We start from the raw sequence: 25,618 nt of genomic DNA, 5'->3' as shown, positions 1-25,618 counted from the left end.
AAAAATGGGATGCTCAAAAGGACTATTTCCGATTAAACTGACGCGTCTTGAGCGGCTTTAAAAAGTCGTTTGAATGGAAAAATTAGGTCGCAGCGCGAATTCTTGTTTTTACACGGCCTCGGCACATTCCCGCCATTCGCGACGACCACCAATTTTCATGATTTTCTTCGCAAAATGCCAAAAATTTAGCATATCAATTTCCCATTTTTTCTGTAATCTCACAATAATTATTGTATCAATGAAAATTAGATAGGTATTTAAATGCAATTTACATTTTCACTTTTGCTATTTTTTTACTCGGCAAATTTGCTTGCTTCAGAATGCGAAGATGTTTACCGAGCACATATTAAGTCCGATCTTTTACTGCCATATGAGCAATTCGATCAAACGGAAAAAAAAGGATTTCGATTGTTAGCGGAATCTGGATGCGATAAAGAAGCAGCAGATCTGATTGAAGAATATATTAAATCTTCGAAATCTTCGAAATCTTCCTTAAGATGGCATATAGCCCAACTTCGTGCAACACAAGGAGATTACTCAGCGGCTATAAAAAATGCCATGACTGTTTTAATTAAAAAAGAAGATTTTAAAGTCGATCCACTAAGATGGAATGATTATGTACTTGCGACCATTGCTTTTTTGGAACGGGATAAGGAAAAATTAATTTTTCATCGGGATATAGTTGCAGAGGGAAAAGAGGAATTTTGGGGAAATAAACTTAACCTAAAACTGCTCGACAGCCTAATCTTAAATTTTGATAAAGACTATAAATTTGCAACTTCACATATTGAATAAATTTTAGGGACATTGAGCAAAATTAAATATTTTTTCCTCTAATGCGTGACCTGATAAATAACCAATACTTGGCTGCCTCAAATGACGGCGGATTCAACCGGACGGTGGCCAATATGCCTCAAACAGGGTATTTTGAAGGCAGCTCACGGTAAATCCCTGGCAACGCGAAAGCCCAGGTCAGCGCCGTGGCGATCCTCCGGGGCCGCGCCGCGGTCGCGCGGCGTCCTCGTTGGAGAAATACATGAGCCACCTCGCACCACGCGATAACCGCTTCGACATTGTTTGGGCAGGCTGGGATCATCGATCCAGGCACGACCGTTTGCGGGGGCGCCATTGTAGTCGCGGTGATCGCAGTCTTCGACCCATTCCCAGACGTTGCCAATCATGTCATGAACCTGAAAACCATTGGCTTTCTTGCTTCCAACCGGATGTGTCGTAAATTGGCTGTTGTACTGGTTCCAGCTCGCGTCGTCGCCGATTTGTTCCTGCAAGGTTGCGTCACTCGGCGCCTGTCCTGCCGTGGCAGCGTATTCCCATTCAGCCTCACTGGGCAGGCGGTAATGCTGTCCGATTTTGGCGTTGAAACGCCTCAAAAATTCCTGCACGTCCAACCAGCTTACATGCTCCACCGGACAATCCAATCCGCACTTTTTTTCCATACTCGGATCGCTGTCCATCAAACTCTCCCACTGACGCTGCGTGATTTCCATGCGACCCAGTGCGAATTGCGCAATGCGCACCGGATGCTCAGGCGCGCGCGTCGTATCTTCTCCAAACATGAATCCCTCGACCGGATCTTTTCTGCCCGTATCCGACTGCCCCATCATAAAGCGATCAGTTTGGGGAATAACCACCATTTCAGGGCAAATCCGACAGTCTCGAAAGACCGTGCCCGCGTGAAGATCGACCGGCGTCGTTGACAGTTGCCACATCAAGGCCCGATATCCCAGGAAACCGGCAACACCCAACAAAAGTAATGCAATAACACTGACTATTAACTTCATATTTATCCTGATTCAGGTGAGCACAGCAACGGCAGGGTGGGACGCTTACGAACATCCTGACAATCCATCCACATCCAACAACTTCCAACTGCCACCGATATTAACAAAGTAGTAGCGCATGATTGCTTCGTAGGGGCCTGTTGTGCCAGATTCAGCGCCCGGCACATCTGAGTAGCCGCGCAGCTCGAACACGGTAAAGTCTGGCGCAAAATCGCCCGCCAAGGTCACCGTGTATTGGACCACTTGATGGATCATGTTTTTTTGCAGTTCCCGGCGCGCTTTCTTTTGAAAAGCCGAAAGCTCGTGCCTTTGCATTTCCACACGTGCTGTCGACGTATTCACGGCAACGGGTGAACGAAAAAACATCAGCAAACCGTCAATCGGCAATTTGGAAACAATGTAGTCGCCGCTCGCATGATCGTGCAAATGCGCATCGATGACAAAACTGCCGCACTCTTGCGTTGCTTCATAGTCGATATAAAAACCATCCCATTGATTCAGACTGGTTTCCAAATCCTTGACATGTCCATTCGTATAAATGCCAACGTCATGCACCGGCCTGACCAACGAGAGGTTAACGTCGCCGATATCCCAACTCCCGAAGATATAAGGGTCTTCGTATTGCGGGCTGACCGTGTAGGGCTTGTTCAGCGGTTCGACTTGGTAGGGAATCTGGAACAAGGCACTGAGTTGATCCGTCGTGGTTTGCATGGCACCGACTTGCGCTTGCGCACTAAAGCGGGAGGCGCCTAAGGCTGGCAGGAATGCAAGCAGCGGCAAATGTTCTGCTGGCATCGTCGCCGAATCCGGTTTGGCCTGCAGGCTCGCCACATCCGGATAAATTGAATTCAATAGTGGCGGCGGTTGCATGCCGGCTTTCGCCAACGCTTTCATCGCATCAAACTCAGGCACAGAAAAACGGGAAATTGTGATTGACTTGGCCACGTTGGGAGAAACAGCGGGCACCTCAAGCCACGCCTTCAATTGATCCGCCTCTTTCTTTGCTGCAGCCTCGGTCAGCATTTTCTTCTCAAAATACGCGCCAGCTGCCCTCAAGCGCGAAAAGCTGGGTTCAATCCAGAATGCTCTGAGTGGCGACGCTTCAAAGTGTTCATCATTGTCGTTGGCAGGAGAGCGCTCGACATCGCTGAGTTGCAAGGGCTTGGCGCCAAGGAATTGGCATGCGACAAATCCGCTGCGTGACTGCGCCCAACTGATTTCGCAATAGCGTCCCTTTTCGCCGACGAGATGAATCGGGGTGTTGGCAGTCAGATGCTCGATGACTTTGGCTTTGTCGTCTGCGGCTTGACGAATATTGACGTAGGAGCCGACTACCCACATGGGTCCGGGTTGCATCTCGGATGCGAGACTTGACGGTGGCAGAATACTCAGTCCGACAGCGATACCAAGGCCAATCGTTACAGTCGCATATTGCATAGGCAGCAGGCTCCGGTTGGATGAGTTGAAATGCGGATTGTACTGGAAACTGAATTCAATACCACGAATCACTTGTCGCAATCGGCCCAGCAAAACGAATTTGCTCAACTAGCTGGTTAATACGAGACTTGGAGTGTTGAAGTAATAAGTAATTCCTAACGCTGGGTCCAACTTTTCCACCTGCGACAATTTATCTTCAGAAAGAGTTCGAACGATTGTGTCTGTCACTATCGCAACTGGTACCAGTCTATTAGCGTCATTGATAAGAAAGAACAGTAATTTAGAATTTAAATAAAAGCAACTTTATTGCGGGTGAATTCTAAACGTCGCGCAATTGGCAACCAATCGTTATGCTAACGTGCATGTTGGTTTTTGATTATTTTGGCCGCTAAGTTTCCTAATATCAGGTCCAGCGACTGACCGCAATGTAGAGCCGCGACGGGCAGCAATGGGCACCGTCCAGGCAACCACTGAAAAGCCTCAACGACTGCAATCCGATCCCAGCAGTCATAGAATAATAAAATTGCTAATTTGATTTTTTTAATTTATTGTTTGCCGGCCGTGTGTGCCCGCTATGCGCAGGACAGAAGACAGTGCCGTATGTCGGCATCCGCTCGGTGTCGGCACTTTGCCGACCGATTGGGAACGGCCAGATTAATGAGGGTTTTTCGAATAATGGTAATCAGAAATAAATTCCTTCGGGGGACAGGTGCATTTTTGGGCGCATCACTGATTTCGTTTATAACAACCATATTTTTCGGTTTTATTGTTCCTGGATTTTTTTTGAGCAGAATTTATCCTGATGACGACGGATCGGGACCTCCAGGAATTGGGATTTTTTTGGTAGTAACTATGGGAATTGCAGCACTTGTTTCACTAGCCCCATTAACTATATTTACTGCAAAGTTCTACAGCAAATTGACTCCAAGAGAATAGCGCGATTTAATCAGAGGCAGGTCGCGGCACGGAGCTGCCACTCATTGCAAACTCTAAAATGAAGCATGGAGGCCGTTCAACCATTGCTTTCCAAAACACGGCAAGCGGGAGTCACTGAGATGGCAATTAAATTGCATGGTTGGCGTAGGATCGCCTTGGTCCTCTCGGTTTCGTGGATAACCGTTACGGCCAGCTTCGCTGCCGCGAATTACTTTGGTGGAAGCGACGGCTATTTTGTATATCAAAGTATGCCGATGGGCTCCAAGATCGAAGGTAACGTTGTTACCTTTCAGGATGGTCGAAAAGTGAGACTACCGATTGAACCAGACACCAAGCCCTGGGAGGTCGATTGGTCAAAGCAAGTAGGCGTTCCAAAATTACCTGAAATACGTTGGCCTCGCTTCCTAATTATCGGTATTTTTTTTCCTTTTCTTCTGTGGCTTTTTGTTGAGATTTCTGCTGTGGTAGTACGTTGGATCGCCGTAGGGTTTCGAGATTCGAAATCTCGATCCGACAAATAGAAGTCCAGTCAGCTTTTAGGTGTCCAATTGTTAGCCTTTTTTAGTTTCGGTAGGTTAAAATTTTAAAGGAAATGTATGGATCAAAAATGGCAAAGAGTAATTGACGCTTATACTGCGAAGAAGAATGCCGAAAATGCATTTCAGGATGCAATTGAAAGCATTTCAAATGGTGTTCCGTCCGAGAATTTCGACCGAGAGTGGTTGATTGCCAATATGGCGAAGTGTAAATCTGAATTTGAAGCGGCAATAGAAAACAATCAAATAAACTCTTAGTATGCGCTACCGCTAAACCCATGCAAGAGCCTATTGTTTTCCCGTAATTGCGTCTTTTGAATGACTGGTTCAGAGGACATTATTTGTCGGCTCAGGTCACGCTGTTGGCAATCGCTGGAAAGGCTAAACTAAACGGCTGCAACCTGATCGGAGCCGCCATAGAACAGAAGAATCGCTATTTTGAATTTTTTAATTTATAGTTTGACGGCTGTGAATGGTGGCAATGCGCAAGACAGGAGACAGTGCCGTATCTCGGGATTTGAGAGCAGACGGCACAAAGCCGCCTTTCGGCGTCACCAGCAATTGAGAAAATAAACGAATAAACCAACGCGCCCAATAGACATAGGCCTCTTCAGTGCGTAAGCTATAATATTTATCCCGAATGCAGCGTTTAAGTTGATCGAGCAATTTTGGTTTTAAAACTGCGTCTGAAGCCTGTACATTGGGAATAACGTTTTTCATGGTTATTTAGCACTGTTTTTTATGCAGTATATTGTTCAAATGACGGTGTGACAAACCTGTCCATGGATTTGATTGGTTGAATTAGGTGGGCGGCATGTGTCCGCCTAATTAAAGTTAGACTTAGGACACATCGAATGCGCGCAACGGTACCGAAGATTGTTACTTATGGGGCAGTCGGTCTTTTTGGACTTATCGTCGCATCGATAGCGCACCGATTGAACGTTGTCAGCGAGGCCGCCCAAAATACGACCGAATTCTGCCAGAGCGTGAAGCCGGGAGACGACGTCTCTTTCATCATGAAGAAGGTGGGGCATGGAGAAAGTGGCGTGCAGTTCAACACTATTTACGAACAACGAGAAGGCCAACCCACATGGCCAAGGCATGTAATTTGGAATGGACCACATTACAAAAGGGTATACTGTAGTCTAGAGATAGGATCACATGGCGACGTCCTAGCCACACACATTGGGCCTATTGACGAGAAGACTCCCGGTTTTTTTGAGGATTGGATCGGCTTGTGAGGTCAATCGAGTCTAACAGGACGCTCAACTCGGAAACTGCTCAGATAGCCGTTTCAACGTTCAGTACTTCATCAATCATTAGCTTTTCGGTTTGTGTGTATTGTGCGCAGTTCCGGGTAAACCTGCACAATAAAGAATGTGCAAAGGACAGCAGACGGTGCACAAATGGGACGGTCGACAGCCACGGCAATTTAACATGCTAATATACACCGCAATTACGATTGCAAATCTCGGGAGCTCCATGCATCAAGTCTACAGCCGCTTTATGGGTCTATTCGACCGAAGTCACTCCATGGTTTGTGCCACAGATGCTGAAATTACCGAAATGGAAAATGAACTCGATACCATGGTGCCGGAATCGTATCGAGCATTTGTCATCCAATTCGGCGAAGCGTTCACACCGTCGCTGCTATCCCTCGTAACTGACAACAATATCGATCTTTTCGATATTCAAAACATCGTTCTTCCAAGAAAAGCCGTTGTAGGTACAAAAGCATATTGGGAAGCTGGCATGCCAACTCAAAACGTAGGGTTCGCAAACGACTGCATGGGAAATATGTTTTGTTTCCACCGCATCCCACGCTCGTCGCCTAGACCGTTGGACGCGCCTGTTTATCTGTTTGACCATGATTTCGGCACTGTGGAGCTTGTAGCGCCATCAATGGAAAAGTGGTTGCAAACGTATGTTTCTGCTTCGATGACTACATGCACCCGGCACGTTCCGGCCGGTCGCAATTAGTCGTCATTCCCGCGCAGGCGCACTGCTGTCCGGAATATTATTCTTAACAGCTTCATGCAAATAGACCGATCTGATATTGATTCATTTTTTGTTCCCTCTGTCGTCGTTTTCGTTCTCGATGTTCATCTAATTCTTTACGCTGAAACAGCGTTGCACGGAGTAAACATAAGCATTCCCATAAAGTCGCTTTTATTTGATGGGTTTGCTTATGCAATGCCACCAATAAATAACCGATCAGTGCGGTCAACAACTGTATCCGTACGGCGTTTTCTGTACGACCATAGAAACTCTTTATTTTGAGATGCTGCTTAATCCATTTAAAGAATAACTCTATGCCCCAGCGCTCTTTGTAATTCTGCGCAATCTCTTTCGCACTTCTTGTTAAATCGTTTGTTGCCAATACCAACGGCGTGGCTTTGTCTTCCCTCACAATGGTGATGCGACGCAGCGTGCGCTCATAGTATGATTTGCGTTGCCCTCGCGTGCGCCTATGTTTGAAGCGTACTAGCTGATCGCTGATTACGATGCCTTTATCGGCTTCTGCAATCGGTAGTTCTTCTTCAATACCAATGCCCGCATTATTCTTAAACCGCGTTACAAACTGCGCGCCTGCCAAGTCAATTTCTCGCCACCAACCATCGTCACAATAACCTTTATCAAACACGTAAGTTACTCCCTTTTGCAGAGGCACATCCCAGGCTTTGCTCACATCATTGACATTCGGTGCCGTGATGCTTTGCCACGTCGGCACTTCTGTCTGGGTGTCGTACAGCACGTGCAATTTCAATCCTTGTGTACGATGTGTTTTTGATTCGTCGGTCCAGCGATCAAACTCTCTGCCTTTCAACATAATCGGCGTCGAATCAAGCAAGCACAGCCATTCTTTCGTTTGTTGACGAACCGATCGGGACGCCTTTTGCATCAGCAATTGCACAACATCGATAAACACGGCATCTTTACGTCGGCTATTCGCATCAGCGAGCGTCGATTTCTTAATCGCACAAGCGCCAAGATGATAGTGATGTGCAGCATGTCCATTAAATCCCGCCTGTAATTCCCGCAAACTGGATGCGCCACTCAATTGCGCATAAATCATCGCCACCGCATGCTGCCAATAGCCAAATTGCTTCGTATATTTGTTTGCCTTGTGTTTTTCTACAATCGCATCGAAGGAACCTCGCGGCACCCCCCTTCATTATTTCTTGAAAATTGGTTATTCTAAACATGTTGTGGGTTTGATTTTTAAGTCGGCAAACAGGGTTTTAACCCTTTAAATCAATACCCGCAACACTTTCAATCATTTCTTCCTAAATTATTCCAGACAGCAGTGCGCCTGCGCGGGAATGACGAATCATAGGATCGTCGATTTGAATGACTGCAATGTAGATCGCCGACTGTCTCTTCAGGGCACCGTCCTGGCAACCACTGAAAAGCCTCAACGACTGCAATCCGATCGATCACGGCATCCATCCCATTTTCCCATCAGCCCGCTACCTGTCGTTAATCAGTCATTTGAACATCATTAAAAAATCCGCATCCCGATTTTTGATGCTCAATCCCCATGTTCTTACTTTCCAATGTCTGAAAATGAAAGTAAGATTTGGTGTGAATTAAATGACGACATATGTGTTACACGTTAATCGCTGATGCCCCACGCAACCCAAACCTATTAACGTCAGACGCATTGCTTCATCTAAGGGTGTATATGGCTCTCTACCCAACAAGTGCAGCAGCTTACTGTTTTCAAGCCGCAGTGGCTTTTGCCACAAGTAAGGTATCTTCATCAGTTCTCGCATCAACCCAGAAAATGGCGCACGCAGTTTCGTCAGCGGCCAGAGCAACATACGCAACGGTAGTGTCCACCGAAATGGTAGATATCGAAATCCGGTACCCGCCATTTAGTATCGCGCTCCAAAGTAGACGCACGCCCTATATTCGCCAGCCAAATTTTAAAATCTGAGGTCTTAAATGGCAATTCGAGATTTACATCGTATTTCAGCGTTGATGATCGCAGCATATGCGGCTCTGCATGTTACGAATCACATCGTAGGCATTGGTGGTGCCGTTTCTCATATCAACTTCATGGAAGCGATCCGGCCGATCTACCGGCAACCCGTGATAGAAGCGGTACTTCTGTTTTGCGTAATGTTTCAAGTGGGAAGCGGCTTGTTTTTGGCTATCCGTGGCTGGAAACAGCGACACGGCCTAATCCCGTGGGTTCAGGCAGCTTCCGGTATGTACCTCGCCTTCTTCCTAGTGGTTCATGTGAGCGCTGTTTTGTTAGGTCGTGCAGTATTGAAACTCGACACAAATTTCTATTTTGCGGCGGCCGGATTCTACGAGACGCCATACAAATTCTTCTTTGCACCTTATTATTTCTTTGCAATATTCGCGCTTTTTACACATCTCGGCTGTGCCGCATATTGGCAGGTTCAAGCTCGCCCAACTTTAGTTCGCGCCCTTACTGTGTTGATTCCCGCTGGATGCGGTCTAGTAATTTCGCTGTTTATCGTCCTGTCTCTTGCGGGAGTTCTACACCCGGTCGAGATTCCCGCGGAATACAAAGCAACGTATGAACTAAAATAATGGCAATTTTATGTAATAGCATCAAAATCTTCAACGGAGGCAATATAGGGCTTTGACTGCCACATAAGAGCACTGTATAGCAAGCATGACGTGGAATTTCGACGGAGTCTGCCTTAGCAGACTCGCCTTCAAATCAGCCTAACTTGTTTCAACTTTATTATTAAAATCCATCCGCCTGATACACCACTTTGCCGCCAACAATAGTCGCTTGAACTTTGATGTTGGCTATCTGCTCTTCGTCTATGCTGAAAAAATTACGATCCAAAATAATCAGATCAGCTAATTTACCGACTTCCAACGAACCTGCATCTTTCTCCAGATGCAGCGTATAGGCCGAATTCATGGTTGCGGCACGCAAAACTTCCTTGCGTGACAATCCGACATCCGCATTAAGACGGCCTGGATATTTACCCCACAAGGCCGGATTATTGGTGCGCGTAACACCGACTTTCAGTGCAAACCATTCATTGAACGGATCGCAAGGCCAGTCGCTACCAAAAGCGATTCGCGCTCCGGCAGCGTGCAAACTTCCTTCCGGCTCCATCCGTGCGAAACGCACCGGCCCTAAAAAATCTTTAGTGGCATCAGTCATGTCCGGCGCAGGTTTGGCCCACTGAAAAGACATCACTGGCGTCACATTCAACTGGGCAAAGCGTGAATAATCGGCAGGATCAGTCACCTCAACATGTGCGATACCGGGGCGAATAGACGGGTCGGGAACTTGTTTGCGCATTTCAGCTACAGCATCCAGCGCTTCGCGCACCGCCCGGTCGCCAATTGCATGAATATGAGGATTAAATCCGGCCTTTGCTAGCGCAACCATCATCGGATTCAACACATCCGACGGTAAGTAGATTTGTCCGCTAAGCGTTCCGGGAACAAAATTAGGATGTGTTTCACTGCCCTGATTAACAAAATAGGGCTTGAGCAAAGCCGCCGTAAAAGCGGGCGTTTGCACGACACCATCCATAAACAATTTGGCGTGATGCACGCTGATGGTCGGGTTCACGTTGACCGATCCTTGATCAAAGCGCTTTGCCAGGTCCTGCAGCATGGCTACCGCATCAGCCGGTTTGCTTGCCATATCGGTCGTGATTAGCGGCGCAAAATAAGCCCGAGCAGTGAGCTTGCCACTATTTTGTAGCGCAGCAAAAGCGGTCAATTGAGGTTCATCTGCCAGAGCATCAAAAAATGTAGTAACACCCTGCGTACGCAATACGCCCAGCGCCAGATTGGCGCTAATAATCGCGTCACTGGCAGGATGCGGTGGTTTGACTGCAGCAATCAGGCTGCTCGCTTCATCTTCAAAAATCCCGGTTGGAATTCCGGCCGCGTCACGCGCAATACTTCCTCCCTCCGGATTCTTGGATGCGGCATTAATGCCCGCCAACTGGATAGCCCGCGAGTTGGCCAGCACGCTATGATAATCACTCGATTGAACCTGTATAGGTCGCTTGGTGCGCAATACGTCCAGCGTTGCGCGCACAGCATCCGCGCCCTTCGGCAACATCGCTTGCCGATACCAGTTGGTCACTTCAAGCCAGCCATCGGGCTCGTTGCCCGCATCAGCATCCAGACATGCCTGAATACGGGCCTGGAACTGGGTAATGGTGAGCGCTTCGTAATTAAGATTACAACCGCGCAGCCCATCACCACCATCCATGGGATGCATATGCGCATCGATTAAACCCGGCATTAGCATCCGACCTTTAAGATCAATGACTTTGGTGGTGTTAGCGATTAATTTTTCAGCCCCGTCATTGCTCCCAACGTACATAATGCGGCCGTCACGCACGGCCAAGGCCTGTTGCACAGAATCGCTGGCATCAACGGTGTAGATATAGCCGTTGCGGTATACCGTATCGGCTTGAAGTGCCTGTTTTGTGTTGGGTGAATTCGCGCATCCAGTCAATGTAAGCACCGCAACGGCAATAGTTCCGATTGTCAGCGAAGAAAAAATAGGTTTTAACGTCATGTTTTGATCCATTACTAGTCAAATTCAACTTGTTTTACTGCCACAGTCACACTTGCATTAACCTCATTCCCGCGCAAGCGGGAATTCAGAGACTACACCGTAAGTGTTGTCTACGCGTACCTGACGACGTTTATAGCTTGCCCGATACGCTAATCCCAATAATGCGCGGATCGATACGATAAGCCTCACTGGTATTGGTTTGAACTATTGGATGCTGGATAATTTTTTCGTTATTGGCCAGATTCTTCACAAAAAACGACAACTCCCATTTTTCCCAAGAAATACCAGTGCTAAAATCTGCCGTTGCATAAGCCGGACGGCGGTAATCCGGATCGATTGATCCGTTAGTCAGCGTAGGAAATCCTCCATTGCTAGTGCCTGTCCAATGAACTCCTGCACGCGCAAAACCGAAATTATCGTCACTTATATTGAAATTATATTGACCAGTCAACGCGGCATTAAATTTAGGTACGCCAGGAATCAAGGCTCCAGCTACCGCACCAGGAACGCCAGCATTTTCACCGCCGTTATCGGACAGCGTTGCATGCGTTATGCCTGCTGAAAAATCGATGAGCAGGCTTGAAATAGGTCTGGCCTTGACTTCGACCTCCGCGCCATAACTGGTGGCACTACCGACATTGGTGTTGTAGTCATAACCGCAGCCCAGAAAAATTTGCTGCTGCATATTTTTCCAGTCTACGTAAAAAAGTGAGCTATTGACTGATAAGTGATTATCCAAAAAGCGTGATTTATCACCGACCTCATAACTCCATAAAGTATCCGACGCATAGCTAGCCGGATTAGGCGTACTCAAGCCACAAAGTGTTTGCGGTATCTGTAAATTTGCACCGCCCAGACGGAATCCTTCACCTGCCAACGCATATAAGGTATCGGTATGATCCACTTCCCAGGTCAGCGCGATTTTTGGCGTCGCTTTACTGCCGCTGGTATTGGCGAAGGTATGCGAATTACCGTCGTTGGTGCCGTCATTATTAAAATAAAGCCCGCCCTCACGTTCAAATTCTTCTTTCGCCTCCAAATAGCGCAGACCGAACGTAGCGTGCAAGTTCGGCATGAAGTAATAATTAGCTTCACCAAAAATTGCCTGTTGCGTATCGTGGTAATGCAGTTGACCAAAGTAGGAATTATCATTCGGAAAACCGGCACTCACCGGATTCGCCAGGACAGTTGGATCAGTAGTGCTGGCACCAGCCGCCGCAAAAGCCGCATTCACGCCGAAGATAGGTTCATTGTCGGTAATGTTGGTATGCATGTCGGCGATATAGACCCCGGCAACCCAGGTAATTGGCGAGACACTTGGATCGTAAGGTTTGGAAGCAAAACGCAATTCTTCCGAAGACTGACGAATATCATTATTAAACCAGACTGCCGCCGGTAAAACAGAGACCTTGGCCGCCAGCGAGGGAATCGAAATGAGAGAACCAAGTAACACACTATCAACCGCAGTAGCATCTTGGGTGCGGTTAAATTTGCGCTGGAAGTAGCTGGAAACAAAAGTCAGGTCGCCATAGTCGGTACCGTAATTCACCGTCAGGCTCGGCACCAGCAAGCGGTCTACGCCAGGCTCCCGCACTAGCTTGCTAGTCTGGTTCATCGGCAACGGCGTGCCATTTTGTGTTTGTGTGTAAGAAACATCGATATCGCCGCTTTGCACCTGCTGATAAAACACAGAAGGTGTAATCGTTAAATCTTTAGTCGGCGCCCATTTCATCGCCATACGCACCACCTGATCAGCCTCCCAGTTAATATTGGGAGCCACTAGCGCGCCCGTGGTCTGCGATACCTGATTAATAAATCCGCTCTTATGGATATCCTCAACACCGATCCGAAACGCCAATTCATTTGGAGTTAGCACCGCATTAAAAACACCGTTGGCGGTGTAATTGGTACCGCCACCTTTGGTGGAAGATACCTCGGAATAAATCGTGGCTTCCTGTTCCTTCAGATTCGGTTGATTGCTGAGGAATTTGACGGTACCGCCCATAGAGCTGGAACCATACAGCGTACCTTGCGGGCCACGCAATACTTCCACGCGATCCAGATCGAAAAATTTCGGCTCAGCCTGACCCATGCTGTAGATATTTCCGACGGTCATGGAAACATCATCCAGATAAACGCCGACGGTTGCAGAACCGGATGTAGAACTAATACCGCGCATCTCAATACTGGACAAGCCGGGCCCATTACCCGCATTACCGCTACCGCCTCCGCCGGAAAAAGAAACATTGGGGATCGAACGGGTGATATCGGCAAAATCCACAATATGCTGCGCAACCAGGTCGTCACCGCTAATGACCGAAATACTGAGCGGCACCTTGCTGGCATCTTCGGTACGCTTTTGCGCGGTAATAACCACTGTTTTAATTTGCCCTGTGTCCTTAGTGGCATGTTGATCTGCACTTGGCACCTCCGTTACCACTGGCTCCGGCGCTGTTGCTGCCGTAACTGCCATGGCTGGCATTGCCGGTGTTTGCTGCGCGCCGGCTGTGCTGAATGCCAGGCTCAAAGAAGCTGCAATGATGCTTACAGAACGTCCTGAATGATGTCTCATATTTTTATCTCTCTTTTACTATTTATGTTTTTAATACTTCAAAGAAGGCGTCTCTTCAACGCACCAAGATTCCCTAATTTCGCTACACTACCGTGGACTCAACAAAACAGATTGCGGTACAATTACCAATATTAAAACCATCAATTTACTTTTTTTGATTGTACTATTTTTTAAAAAAACTCCAACAGTAATTTATTATTGTTGCTACATGAACACACTTATTGAGGCAAAAAATACACATCATGAAAGAAAAACCAGCTCTTTTGCCAAAGTCAGACACACCAACCGAAGCACGTCCCAACACCGCAAAACCACTTCGTCAACGCCATGTTGAGTTGGCGCAGCGCGTTTATGAGGTAGCGATTAACGCGGGACTTAATGCGGGCGACCGGATGCCGGAACAGCTGCTAGCTATTCAGTGCAATGTTTCAAGAACGCCGATTCGACGGGCTTTGCAACTACTTGCAGAACAAGGGATTGCCACCATTGACCCAGACGGTGGCTACCGAATGAGCAATATTTCAGACACATCAACCGGCCAGATCAGCGACCTTCCACAGACCGAAGAAGACGAGTTATTCAAAGCAATACTTGATGACCTTGCGGCTCGTAGAATCCCGACCTCGCAAACCCTGGCAGCTCTTCAACGCAGATACGAGGCAAGTAGACTAACGGTACAAAATACGTTACAAAGACTGCTTGAAGAACAGTTTGTTGAACGCGCAGCGGGTCAGCGCTGGCTTTTTAAACCGATGGTTGTAGGGAGTGAGGCAACCGCCCAAAGCTATGAATTCAGGATACTGATGGAACCTGCGGCGCTGCTTTCGCCTGGATTCAAAGCAGATCCCGTTACGCTGGCTGGTATGCGCCAATCGCTTGAAGCTCTGGAGCAGATAGCCGAGGAAAATTTTGATATTCAGTTGGCAGAGCGTTTGGATTACGAGTTTCACATCATGATCGCACGCGCTTGCAGCAACCCTTTTTTCCAGGATGCGCTGCTTAATCATCACCTACGCCGTCGTAATGTCACTGCTGGCGGTGGGACCAATATTTTCAGAATGCGTCAGTCGGTACGTGAACTTTTGCACATCATTGAACAAATCGAGCGCAATCAAATGGAGCTTGCAGCTGACTTGATGCGCGCGCATTTACGTCTACTAAGTTTTGGCCGGCCTCGGGTAGTTGGACGCAGTATTCCTCCGATGCCGCAAACGATGAGCGCCTAAACATAAGCTGCATAAGCCACATTAGCTACCAATAAACCCCAAAAGGCCAAATTGAACAAAATGACTGAAAAAACCATCGCCCTCTTCCCTGAAGCCAGCTACGGCGCTGCCTTAAACTGTTTAGGCATAGCTCAAGAATTACTCAAACAAGGTGCCCGCCCGGTCTTCATCTGCCACCCGGGTTTTCATGGCGTCTTCGCAGAATATGGCTTTCCGGAATATCGCTTATTTACGGAGCAAGAGTCGGATGATGCGGGCAATATAGACTGGACCAAATTTGTACAACAACATCGCGAGGCCTTTCGCACTTCTGCTTTCGAGCAGATCGATAGCTACATAGCGCCAACCTGGGAAGCGGTGGTTGCGTCCGTCATTCGTATTGAGGTGCCGTTACGCCAATTGCTAAGCCGCTTAAAACCTGCTGCCATTGTGGTTGATAACGTCATCGCATTTCCTGCAGTAATAAATTCCGGCATACCTTGGGTGCGGGTAGTCTCCTGCGCCGAAACAGAAATAACCGACCCGGATATTCCACCTTATTTATCAGGATGTGCAAGCAAAGACCGCGCTGACTGGGAACAGTTTAGCGAGCACTACGCCAGCGCAATCGCACCTATCCATGAACGTTATATGACGTTTCTGCGCTCCTGCGATTTAGCACCGTTTCAAAACGATGAATTCATGGAAACTTCGCCGTGGCTTAATTTACTGCTGGCGCCAAAAATTCTACGCCATCAGCGCCAGAACCCATTAATGCCTGACAAATTTATCTTCCTGGAAGGCTGTGTTCGCACAGAAGTTCCATGGCACGCACCACGCTTCGCATCACACAATGACAAGCCTTTGGTGTACACCAGTTTTGGTAGTTTAGGCGCGATGGACATTGAACTATTCGAACGCATGATCCAGGTCTTTGCCACGCTGCCATACCGCTTCATCATCAATGTCGGCAGCTGGCGCGAGCATTATCAAACCACGCCAGACAATGTCTATCTGGATAGCTGGTTCCCACAACCTTCCGTGGTACGTGAAACGCAGCTATTCATACACCATGGCGGCAACAACAGTTTTTGCGAAGCGCTCTACTTCGGCGTGCCGTCGCTCATCATGCCCTACTGCTGGGACGGCCATGACAACGCACAACGAGCGCAAGAAACCGGCGTTGGAAAACACCTGCCGCGCTATGAATGGAGTGACGAACAATTGCGGGCAACAATCACTGCATTGATCGACGATCAGGCTATGCACAAACGCCTGCAATTAAATGCCAAACACATGCAAGCGTCTAATGGTGCCCAGGTGGCCGCCGCCGCGATTCTGCATGCAATTAAAGAATAGGATGTATTAATCAAACTCAGCACATTTATCGCAGATTCTTGCCAATCAAAATTAAAGGACTTACGCAAAATTGTTCCAGCAAGGAGTGCCGACGCAGACAGTACTTTAGTACGGCAAGGAAAGCACAACGCCGCTGGGGCGGTTTTGCGTAAGTCATAAAATAATTACCAACAAAACGGAGACATGTTATGGCACTAGACAGCAGCGGCAACACGCAAAAAAAATCACTGATCGAAACCCGATCTATTGATTACATCCCTGAATCGGAACGACACGGGCACTTACTGAGCCAATTCACACTGTGGTTTGGCACCAATTTACAAATCACCGCCATCGTCACCGGCGCTTTGGCGGTTGTACTTGGTGGTGATGTATTTTGGTCTTTATTTGGATTATTGATCGGGCAGATACTTGGCGGCAGCGTCATGGCGCTACACGCCGCGCAAGGACCGCATTTGGGCTTGCCGCAAATGATTTCCAGCCGCGTTCAATTCGGCGTATATGGCGCGGTCATACCGATTGTTTTAGTCTGCGTTCTGTATGTCGGATTTTCTGCTACCGGGACGGTATTAGCCGGCCAATCAATCGCCAAGTTACTCGATACAACGAACAGCACCGGCATTTTATTATTCGGCGCGTTAATCGTGGTGCTGACTTTATTTGGCTACCGTTTAATTCACCTAATCGGCCGCGCGGCCAGCGTCATCGGCATTATTGCCTTCGTCTATTTATTCAGCTCTTTAGTAATGCAATTTAATTTAACTGAACTGCTGATGAATAACCGCCACTTCACGCTCGCACATTTTTTACTGGCGATTTCCTTATCGGCTTCGTGGCAAATTGCTTATGGCCCTTACGTGGCTGATTATTCGCGTTATTTGCCAAGCACTATTTCACCAATAAAAACATTTTTGGCAGTGGGTGGCGGCTCAGTTCTTGGCACACAAATATCAATGACTCTAGGCGTATTTGCAGCTGCTTTAGCAGGTAAACAATTCGCCGGCAACGAACTGAATTACATCGTCAGCTTAGGAGGCACCGGTATCATTGCCAGTTTTTTATATTTCAGCATTATTTTCGGAAAAATTATTGCCACCACACTCAACTCTTACGGCAGCTTTATGTCGATAGCGACGATTGTGAGCGGATTTAGGGGCAACAGACAGATCTCCCCCGTTGTACGTTTTATCTATATTTTCTCCATGGTCGGACTAGCAACCGGATTAGCACTAGCGGGGCAATACTCATTCCTAACCATTTTCAAATCATTCATCTTGTTTTTACTCGCGTTCTTCACCCCTTGGAGCGCGATCAATTTGGTGGATTATTATTGGGTCACCAAAGGCCGCTATGACCTAAAAGCCTTATCAGATCCCAATGGCCGCTATGGTGCATGGAATAAAATCGGCATCAGCACATACGTGATCGGTGTTGTGATTCAAATGCCGTTTTTGGCAACCGGATTTTATACCGGGCCGATGGTCGCGCATTTAGGTGATACCGATATTTCATGGATTATTGGATTAGTCATTCCTGGAATTTTGTATTACTTCGCCATGAAGAAATGGCCTTATGAGATTCCTGAAAAACTCATTCTGCCGGATGCTGTTTGTGTTGATGAAGCCGTTTTTGAAGGCAGTGAATTACAAGCGAGTTAACTAAGTTCGGCATCAATTGGCGCTATGGTCTGCGGTGTTTTTTCGTTGACCATTAGCGCCATAACACCCTCACACCAAGTGCAATACTGAAGCACTTATCAATGACCGATTAAATTTACAGCCCTCCCTACTCGCGCCCGGCGTTAATTGCAGCTCATCTTAATTTTCAAAAAATATAATTGCTATTTTTCAATTTATAAATTATTGTCTTTAAGAAATAATTAGCTGAGATACTTACAAGATTTTTCGGCCCTTGTGCGTTGGTGACTGACGCAAAACGGCGGCAGATTCAAATGATCGATGTAACAGATTGATAAAATATTTCGGCCGGTGTTTTATAGCTTAATGTCTTTCTAAGTCGTTCGTTTAATCTCCTTGCCACTGCATTTCATCGCTGTATAGCGTGTGCCAGGTAGATCAGAGCGTTGCCCGTCTACTGGAAGCACCTAAGGTCTTATAAGCAGTGTAACTTGCCTCATTCCTTGCTTTTTTTATCGCTTTGAAGCCCCATTCTGAGCGCCAATTCCTTAATATATTGAAATGATCCCGATCATGAATAGCTCAGTGTCAGCCCCTTCATTTCCAAAGCCACAACCTCTAATGGGTTGGCGCCGTGTGCGTGTCGTATTGATTGTTAGCGTAGTTGTCGGCCTGATCTGGTTGCCAATTTTCCAATCGTCATGGGTCTTGCTTCTGTTTCGGCTGCTGTTCGTTGGTTTAGTCCAATTGTTGATTTATGGTTTGTTTGAACGGTGGCCACAACGTTTGCCGCTCTGGTTGGCACGATGGGTGTTACAAGTTGCCGCAGTCGCGATCGTTGTGCCATTCGCGACGGTATTTATCTATTCGTTAACCACGTTTTCCACCCCTGCCGTTTGGTCTCTTGATGACAAAAAGATGCTTGGTTTTGGTCTCTTGACTGCTGTAGGCCTGTTAGTCTCTCCATGGATCGCGATGTCTGCGCTGTATCGCCATATTAATGGCCATGCACAGAGACAGGCGCTGTCGTTTGAACTGGAGCGGAGTGAGTTCGCACGCGACGCGCTCGATTCGCGTCTGCGTTTGTTGCAGACACAAGTGGAGCCACATTTCCTGTTCAATACGTTGGCAAATGTGCGTGAATTGGTTGATTCTGGTTCACCGCAGGCTTCAGCGGTTCTGAATAGCCTGATCGCCTACCTGCGCGCTGCCGTTCCGAATTTGAATAACGCGTCCAGCACTCTGGGGCGAGAGTTGGAGCTTGTGCGGGCCTATCTCGAACTGATGCATATGCGTATGCCAGATCGAATGCAGTTTTCAATTGATGTTGACGAAGCAGCGTTAAAGATTCAATGTCCGTCAATGTCTTTGCTCACTCTGGTGGAAAACTCAGTGCGTCACGGCATTGATCCCAGTGAAGACGGCGGGCAGATTGACGTCACTGTACGACTGAAAGACGGACGCTGTCTAGCTCAAGTCAGTGACACAGGTATTGGACTTGCACAAGATGCCCACGGCAATCAAGGGAGCAAGGGATTAGGTACTGGATTGACAAATCTGCGTGAACGTATGCAGTTAGTATTTTCCGGTGACGCACAGCTTAGCCTGACTGCGCGCGTCCCTCACGGCTTTAACGCCGAACTCAATTTTCCGGCTCAATTTGAATCTCTAGTATCGGGAAGTAAATCATGACTTCAGCACGTCCTACCGCATTAATCGCTGACGACGAACCTTTGCTGCGCAGCTCCTTGACGCGCATGCTTGCCCAAGCCTGGCCTGAATTAGAAATCGTGGCGCAGGCTCGTAACGGACGAGAAGCGGTTGAACAATACCAGGCACACAAGCCAACCGTTTGTTTTCTCGATGTTCATATGCCGGGCATTTCGGGTGTGGAAGCGGCGCGCCAGATTGGTCGAGGTGTGCACATAGTATTTGTCACGGCCTATAACGACTATGCGGTGGAAGCATTTGCGCAAGGTGCCTTGGATTATTTAGTGAAACCAGTTGATCCGGCGCGGCTGGCCGACACCGTAATGCGAGTGCGTGAACGCCTCGGCACGACACAGGAAGCACCGGACATCGAGGTCTTACTCGACAAATTGGAGGCTCGCCTGCAAAAAAAGGCAGCTCCAGAACCCTTGCGTTGGATTAAAGCGTTAGTCGGGCAGTCGCTGCGAATGATTTCGGTTGCGGATATTGACTATTTGCGTTCGGACGAAAAGTACACATTAATCGCCTGGCGTGGAGCTGATGGCAAAGCGGGTGAAGCACTGATACGCACTTCACTTAAGGAACTGCTAGACCAACTCGATGGCACGCATTTTATTCAAGTGCATCGCTCAGTGGTTGTGAATATGAATATGGTCAGCCATGTTACGCGCGGTGAGAACGAGACGGCATCTGTTTACATGAAAGGGCGTTCAGAGAAATTGTCAGTTAGCCGTAGCTATTTGCACCACTTCAAGCAGATGTAAATTCCTCTCTATTTTGAATTCAATGGCGACTGACGCCGTCATTGATCTATCCAGCTTTGGCGCATTCTCAGTGCGCTATTCTTTAACATTCCGCTCAGCCTGTCAGCTCAAAAAATTCGATAATAGGTCTCCAAAAATCGATTACGTACAGGCGACGCGTTAAATCGCTAAACCTCCTTCACAACTCCCCATACTCAACCCGGTTCATCATCGCCTGACATCACTCGACCAAATGAAAGCGAAGTTGCCGGCATTATTGCTCATGACTACTGTCTAGCGATAGTTGAAAATTATCTAAGGGCAGGTTTCTTTGAACAAGCCCCTTGTATTTCAAGCCAGTTTTCCTGTAACTCATGGGTATCAGACCGTAAGCCATCGCTTTTTGATTGATAGCGCCATCCGCAAAAAGGCACACTCCATTATCGATTGTAAGTTGAAGAGAAATCCTCATTAATAGATTTAGTGTTTTGCTGATAGTTTGAACTTCTTTACATCGCTTGGGCTTCCTTTTCACCATTCATTTATTTAGGAAATTTTCTATGAATATCTTTTCTGATCACCAAACCATCGTTGAAGGATCTGCTGTTGCAGTGCTGCTGTTGCTACCAGCGTTTGGCATGCAATCAGCATACGGGCACGAATACACTGCGCTTATCAAAGCAAAGAAATATGCCGAAGTCACACACTGACGCTGAAGAACAATTGAAAACACCTAGGTAATCTACCGAAACCGTATCGCAAAAAAATTGAAAGAGTAAATAAAATGAATGAAGTTTCTCTATTTCGCCTCTACGTATTACGCGCCTTGTATTTATTTGTTGTTATCGGACTGGGAATGCTGGTAGTGCCACAAATTTTTACCCATACAAAGCCCTGGGAGTTTTTTCACGGAGTGACGACCTGTATGTTGGTTGCATTTTGGTTGCTTTGCATACTTGGGCTACGATACCCCTTGCAGTTACTACCAATACTTATGTGGGAATTGATCTGGAAAACCGTGTGGCTCATCCTCATACCCCTGCCGCTATGGTTATCTGGAACTCTGGACGACTCGCTAATACCTAATGTTATTAATGTCAGCTGCGTAGTGCTCGTCTATATCGCTATGCCTTGGTCCTATGTTTACAATCATTATGTAAAAAATCAGAGTAACCCGTGGCGCAACGTGAAGTAATAATGATGTTGATCTAATTCATCCGAGCGCGGTAGGCTAAGTTGAAAACCCAGCATTACAACCGTTGATGCTGGGATTCCATGCCAATCAATGTCCGCTTCCCATTACGCTGTCCGTCAGAAACAATACAGATAACAGTTACAATTCCATCACCGCATCGACGTATGGTGTTTAAGCCACGCGCTGTACAGGATAAACATTAAAATTTTCCGCTCAATTTTCCCGCCTTTAATCGTAATTTCGTCTATTAACGCGGCAGACAAACCAAATTGTTCTGCTTATGTGATTCGCTTTAACGATATTAAACCCGGCCGTTGCGGCACCAGCAGTGCCGCCAACGCCGGTATCATCACAATCGCCCCGACCATATTCCACAAGAACATAAAGGTCAGTAGCAATCCCATATCGGCCTGAAATTTAATATCCGACCAAACCCACGTCAACACGCCAAGCGACAAGGTGACGCCCGTGAGTGCGACCGCAGCACCAGTGCTTTTCAGTGTTTCAAAATAGGCGGCTTTCAACAACAAACCCTGATCTAAAAAGTGCTGGATGCGATTGTAGATATAAATACCGTAATCAACACCGATACCAATTCCCAGCGCAATCACCGGCAAGGTCGCCACTTTCACCCCAAGCCCTAATTTAGCCATAATCGCCTCACATAGAACGGAAGTAATATACAGCGGCAGCATAATGCACAGCGTCACCCGCCAAGAGCGGAATTCCCACAGCACAAGCAAGGCCACAATTCCATAGACCAACATCAACATCTGCGGCTCGGCCTGTTTGATCACTTTATTGGTGGCCGCTTCGATACCGGAATTCCCCGCTGCCAGTAAAAATTGAACCGTTGCATCGTTATTGGCCGCAGCAAAATTCTCCGCCGCTTTGGCTATCCGCGTCAAAGTGTCGGCCTTATGATCAGTCAAAAAAATCAGCACTGGCAACATGGAACAGTCATTGCTGTACAACTCCGATGGCAGCATCCGGTGTGCCGCATTCGACACAAACCGGTTGCGCGATAATGCCTGCCAGCGCAAGTCGCCACCATTGGTTGCGGCGATCACTTTCTTCATTCCGGAGAATAGCGACGTAGTTGATTCCACTCCGGCGACCTGCTCCATCTCCCATTGAAACCGATCCACTACTTCGGCCACTGGATAGCTGCCACATTCATTAGCAGGTGTTTTGACCATCACTACGAATACGTCTGGACTGGTTGAGTAATGGGCGCTGATATACGCGTTGTCGCGGTTGTATTGTGAGTCAGGGCGCAACTCCGGCGCACCGGCATCCAGGTCGCCAATTTTAAGATCACGACTGATATTCCACGCAACACCCAGTAACAAAGCCGCGCCGAGCACCGCCACCCAGGCAAAACGAGGTTCGGCAAAGCGTGATAAAAAATGCGCTGCACGATGCTGGCTACCCTGTTTTTTTGCCTGATGGCGCAAACACGCATCCGAGACGCCGACATACGACATCAATATCGGCAACAGAAACATTTTAGTCAGGATGATGACGGCCACACCGATGCTGGCGCTGATCGCCAACTCCTGAATAACACCGATTTTAATCACCAATAATGTTGAGAATCCGACTGCATCGCATAACAAGGCCACCGAACCGGGAATAAATAACTGGCGAAAAGTGAGTTTGGCCGTGTCCACATTCGAGCTGCCAGTAAGACGCGCCGCGGCCATGGTATTAATATTTTGAACGGCATGACTGACGCCGATAGCAAAGGTCAGAAACGGAACCAGAATAGAATACGGATCCAGGCCGAAACCCAGCATTCGCACAATTCCCAGCTGCCAGATTACCGCCAGACTACAACACAAAATAGTGACTGACGTACTACGCCAGCAGCGCGAATAAGCCAGTAACAACAGAATAGTCAACACAAAAGCAATCGCAAAAAATACGCCAATTGCTTTAGCCCCGTGTATCAAATCGCCAACCACTTTGGCAAAGCCGGTGATGTGGATTTTTATATCCTTGGTTTCATATTTTTGCCGAATCAGAGTTTCTAGCCGTTCAGAAAATTGACCGTAGTTCAGCTTGGCGCCCGTGTCTGGATCCGTTTCCAACAGCGGAACCAGAACTATCGTTGAATGTCCGTCAGCAGCCACTAAACTACCAATGCGGCCTGAGCGAACTATGTTGGTGCGTACCTGTTCAATTTTTTCTGGCGTACCGTCAAAACCTTGTGGGATGATCTGCCCGCCGGTCATTCCAGCTTCGGTAACTTCCATCCAGTTCACATTCGGGGTCCACAGTGATTTCAGGTTACCCCGATCAACGCCCGGCACATAAAACACTTCGTCGGTAATTTTTTTCAGTGTGTCCAGATATTCTTTGCTGTAGATATCCCCGTTTTTATTTTCCACAGCAATCCGCACCACATTACCGAGTGGCCGTAATTCATTTTCGTATTTTAAGTAGTTGGCGATGTAGGGATGAAAGATCGGCACCATTTTTTGAAAACTGGCGTCAGGTCGTAACTGTGCTGCTTCATACGCAAATAAAATCGATGCCAATAAAAAGAAAATCAACACCGGCAAACGGAAGTTAAACAAAATAGGTTCAATAAACCGTTCCACCAGACCGAGCTTGGGATGCAATTGCGGTTGCGGCTTAATTTGAGCTTGAGTTTGGGTTAGAGTTTTATTCTCACCGTTAACTACTTCAAGTAAAGTTAAATTGATTGTCATGATTATTTCAATTTCCCTGACATGTTAATGCCCGAATCGATGCTAATTAAGTGCACACCGCCCATCCCAGCTACCGCAACTTCCGCATACCCTGCTTCTTCCTTCAACACAGCGGAGCCTGCAATCAGCAACCCAGTTCCCTGCTGCACGATAGTAAAATGTTGAGCATGCTCATTACTACGCAACACACTGCCGTCCTGCGCAACTAGCCACACACTGCCATCGGATGTTTGTGAGCCGCCGATCAAATTCTTATTGGTGATGATTGCTAATTCTTGCCATCCGCCTGCTGGTTTATCCGCATTAGAAAGCAAAATATGCCCACCAAAACCAAACGCTAACAGCTGCTCTTCAGAGCCAGCATGGGTGATGCCAAGTGCGCCGTACAATTGGCCCTTATAACCACTATCCAGTGTTTGCCAGCTTTCACCCTGATTTTCGGAACGATAAATTTTTCCGCCTTCACCACTAATCAGCAAAGCGCCGCTTGGCGTTGCTGAAATCGCGTTGTAATGCAAGCCGTCCGGGTTATTGATGCGGTTAGCCAGCGATTCCCAATGCAGGCCACCATCCAGCGTATGAAAGAATTGGCCGTATGCACCAACCACATAACCTTCGTCAGCATTCTTAAACCAGACTCCCAATAATGGCCGTGAAGGTCCGAATTTTGCACCAGCCTGAATATCGGCGAGTGTATTTTGTGCGGCTTCCAGCGCAGGAGAAGTCGCCTTATCCGCATCGCCAGGCTTGCTTTCAAGTTCACCGCGAATGCTGGTTAATTTTTTTTCTGCCTCAGCCAGCATCAATGCATTGGCTTGGTTACCATCGAAACGTTTCTCCCAGTGTTGCCCGGCATCTTGACTACGCAACACAACGCCATCGTGCCCAACTGCCCAACCGTTTTTGGCGTCACTAAAAAACACTACCGTCAAACTTACTGAAACGGGAACCTTGGCCTGAACCCAGTTTTTTCCCTGTGTATCTGAATAGACGATGACGCCATGCTCACCGACCGCAACCAGCCTTTTACCCGCCGTTGTCACGCTTAACAACATGGCTCTTGCTGCTCTGTCTGAAGTCGCTGCAGGGTGCTCCAACGGATCAGGTGCTGCATGTGCCGCACTTACTGATTCCACCGCCAGCAGCATACCGACTGCCAGCAATACTGCCCGGCTCTGTCGCCGCATAATTGCATTCATTTGCCATCCTTATTTGCAAGCACTATGCAGTG

At 47.6% G+C, this 25,618-nt stretch carries 20 protein-coding genes; 11 read left to right on the top strand and 9 right to left on the bottom strand.

Annotation, left to right across the window (positions count from 1 at the left end; translation table 11 throughout):
* Nucleotides 1-261 precede the first annotated feature (261 nt).
* Entirely contained in the window at nucleotides 262-795 is a 534-nt protein-coding gene (locus S2091_RS20865; RefSeq protein ID WP_105533902.1) for a hypothetical protein, read from the top strand.
* Nucleotides 796-938: 143 nt separating this feature from the next.
* Here S2091_RS20865 and S2091_RS20860 read toward each other — a convergent pair whose 3' ends face one another.
* Complete coding sequence (locus S2091_RS20860) at nucleotides 939-1,799, bottom strand: formylglycine-generating enzyme family protein (protein ID WP_105533901.1); 861 nt, start codon at nucleotides 1,797-1,799, stop codon at nucleotides 939-941.
* A 45-nt stretch (nucleotides 1,800-1,844) separates the two neighbouring features.
* Nucleotides 1,845-3,236 (bottom strand): SH3 domain-containing protein, encoded by a 1,392-nt coding sequence (locus S2091_RS20855; protein ID WP_105533900.1) that lies wholly within the window; start codon nucleotides 3,234-3,236, stop codon nucleotides 1,845-1,847.
* Between the two features lie 1,055 nt (nucleotides 3,237-4,291).
* Here S2091_RS20855 and S2091_RS20845 point away from each other — a divergent pair.
* Together S2091_RS20845 and S2091_RS20840 are read left to right on the top strand one after the other, a co-directional pair.
* Nucleotides 4,292-4,693 carry a hypothetical protein gene (locus S2091_RS20845; protein WP_133166950.1) on the top strand — a complete coding sequence of 134 codons (402 nt, stop codon included), beginning with the start codon at nucleotides 4,292-4,294 and terminating at the stop codon, nucleotides 4,691-4,693.
* 75 nt (nucleotides 4,694-4,768) lie between these two features.
* The gene (locus tag S2091_RS20840) at nucleotides 4,769-4,966 is read left to right on the top strand and encodes a hypothetical protein (RefSeq protein WP_105533897.1); all 198 of its coding nucleotides are present in this window, start codon (nucleotides 4,769-4,771) and stop codon (nucleotides 4,964-4,966) included.
* A gap of 189 nt (nucleotides 4,967-5,155) precedes the next feature.
* Here the strand turns inward: S2091_RS20840 and S2091_RS24325 are convergent, their stop codons facing one another.
* On the bottom strand, nucleotides 5,156-5,428 hold the full coding sequence (locus S2091_RS24325) for a hypothetical protein (protein WP_207769768.1): 273 nt from the start codon (nucleotides 5,426-5,428) through the stop codon (nucleotides 5,156-5,158).
* A gap of 762 nt (nucleotides 5,429-6,190) precedes the next feature.
* Here S2091_RS24325 and S2091_RS20825 point away from each other — a divergent pair.
* The gene (locus tag S2091_RS20825) at nucleotides 6,191-6,688 is read left to right on the top strand and encodes an SMI1/KNR4 family protein (protein ID WP_165795054.1); all 498 of its coding nucleotides are present in this window, start codon (nucleotides 6,191-6,193) and stop codon (nucleotides 6,686-6,688) included.
* A 52-nt stretch (nucleotides 6,689-6,740) separates the two neighbouring features.
* On the opposite strand, the gene S2091_RS20820 is transcribed toward S2091_RS20825, so the two are convergent.
* Entirely contained in the window at nucleotides 6,741-7,874 is a 1,134-nt protein-coding gene (locus S2091_RS20820) for an IS4 family transposase (RefSeq protein ID WP_105533894.1), read from the bottom strand.
* Nucleotides 7,875-8,431: 557 nt separating this feature from the next.
* On the bottom strand, nucleotides 8,432-8,614 hold the full coding sequence (locus S2091_RS20815; RefSeq protein WP_105533893.1) for a hypothetical protein: 183 nt from the start codon (nucleotides 8,612-8,614) through the stop codon (nucleotides 8,432-8,434).
* A gap of 42 nt (nucleotides 8,615-8,656) precedes the next feature.
* Between S2091_RS20815 and S2091_RS20810 the strand changes: the two genes are divergently transcribed.
* Complete coding sequence (locus S2091_RS20810) at nucleotides 8,657-9,274, top strand: hypothetical protein (RefSeq protein WP_105533892.1); 618 nt, start codon at nucleotides 8,657-8,659, stop codon at nucleotides 9,272-9,274.
* 160 nt (nucleotides 9,275-9,434) lie between these two features.
* On the opposite strand, the gene S2091_RS20805 is transcribed toward S2091_RS20810, so the two are convergent.
* Both S2091_RS20805 and S2091_RS20800 read right to left on the bottom strand, forming a co-directional pair.
* A complete protein-coding gene (locus S2091_RS20805) occupies nucleotides 9,435-11,249 on the bottom strand; it encodes an amidohydrolase (RefSeq protein WP_105533905.1) in 1,815 nt (604 codons plus the stop codon).
* 130 nt (nucleotides 11,250-11,379) lie between these two features.
* Entirely contained in the window at nucleotides 11,380-13,821 is a 2,442-nt protein-coding gene (locus S2091_RS20800) for a TonB-dependent receptor (protein ID WP_105533891.1), read from the bottom strand.
* Between the two features lie 242 nt (nucleotides 13,822-14,063).
* On the opposite strand from S2091_RS20800, the gene S2091_RS20795 reads away from it, so the two are divergent.
* From S2091_RS20795 to S2091_RS24140, 6 genes are all read left to right on the top strand, one after another.
* Nucleotides 14,064-15,047, top strand: coding sequence for a GntR family transcriptional regulator (locus S2091_RS20795; protein WP_105533890.1), 984 nt, complete (start codon nucleotides 14,064-14,066; stop codon nucleotides 15,045-15,047).
* Nucleotides 15,048-15,107: 60 nt separating this feature from the next.
* Complete coding sequence (locus tag S2091_RS20790; RefSeq protein WP_105533889.1) at nucleotides 15,108-16,385, top strand: glycosyltransferase; 1,278 nt, start codon at nucleotides 15,108-15,110, stop codon at nucleotides 16,383-16,385.
* A gap of 188 nt (nucleotides 16,386-16,573) precedes the next feature.
* Complete coding sequence (locus S2091_RS20785) at nucleotides 16,574-18,043, top strand: purine-cytosine permease family protein (RefSeq protein WP_105533888.1); 1,470 nt, start codon at nucleotides 16,574-16,576, stop codon at nucleotides 18,041-18,043.
* A 552-nt stretch (nucleotides 18,044-18,595) separates the two neighbouring features.
* A complete protein-coding gene (locus tag S2091_RS20780) occupies nucleotides 18,596-19,714 on the top strand; it encodes a sensor histidine kinase (protein ID WP_105533904.1) in 1,119 nt (372 codons plus the stop codon).
* Entirely contained in the window at nucleotides 19,711-20,496 is a 786-nt protein-coding gene (locus S2091_RS20775; RefSeq protein WP_105533887.1) for a LytR/AlgR family response regulator transcription factor, read from the top strand. The genes S2091_RS20780 and S2091_RS20775 overlap by 4 nt, the downstream gene beginning before the upstream one ends.
* 539 nt (nucleotides 20,497-21,035) lie before the next feature.
* On the top strand, nucleotides 21,036-21,185 hold the full coding sequence (locus S2091_RS24140) for a hypothetical protein (RefSeq protein WP_165795053.1): 150 nt from the start codon (nucleotides 21,036-21,038) through the stop codon (nucleotides 21,183-21,185).
* A gap of 763 nt (nucleotides 21,186-21,948) precedes the next feature.
* Here S2091_RS24140 and S2091_RS20760 read toward each other — a convergent pair.
* Nucleotides 21,949-24,387, bottom strand: a complete 2,439-nt coding sequence (locus tag S2091_RS20760) for an efflux RND transporter permease subunit (protein WP_105533884.1) — start codon at nucleotides 24,385-24,387, stop codon at nucleotides 21,949-21,951.
* Nucleotides 24,388-24,389: 2 nt separating this feature from the next.
* Nucleotides 24,390-25,586 carry a WD40/YVTN/BNR-like repeat-containing protein gene (locus S2091_RS20755; protein WP_105533883.1) on the bottom strand — a complete coding sequence of 399 codons (1,197 nt, stop codon included), beginning with the start codon at nucleotides 25,584-25,586 and terminating at the stop codon, nucleotides 24,390-24,392.
* Nucleotides 25,587-25,618 lie beyond the last annotated feature (32 nt).

Origin of the sequence: Solimicrobium silvestre, assembly GCF_002976435.1 — a bacterium.
Classification (GTDB): domain Bacteria; phylum Pseudomonadota; class Gammaproteobacteria; order Burkholderiales; family Burkholderiaceae_D; genus Solimicrobium; species Solimicrobium silvestre.
Note: the sequence above shows the minus strand (reverse complement) of the source record. Positions and strands in the feature narration are given on the sequence as shown.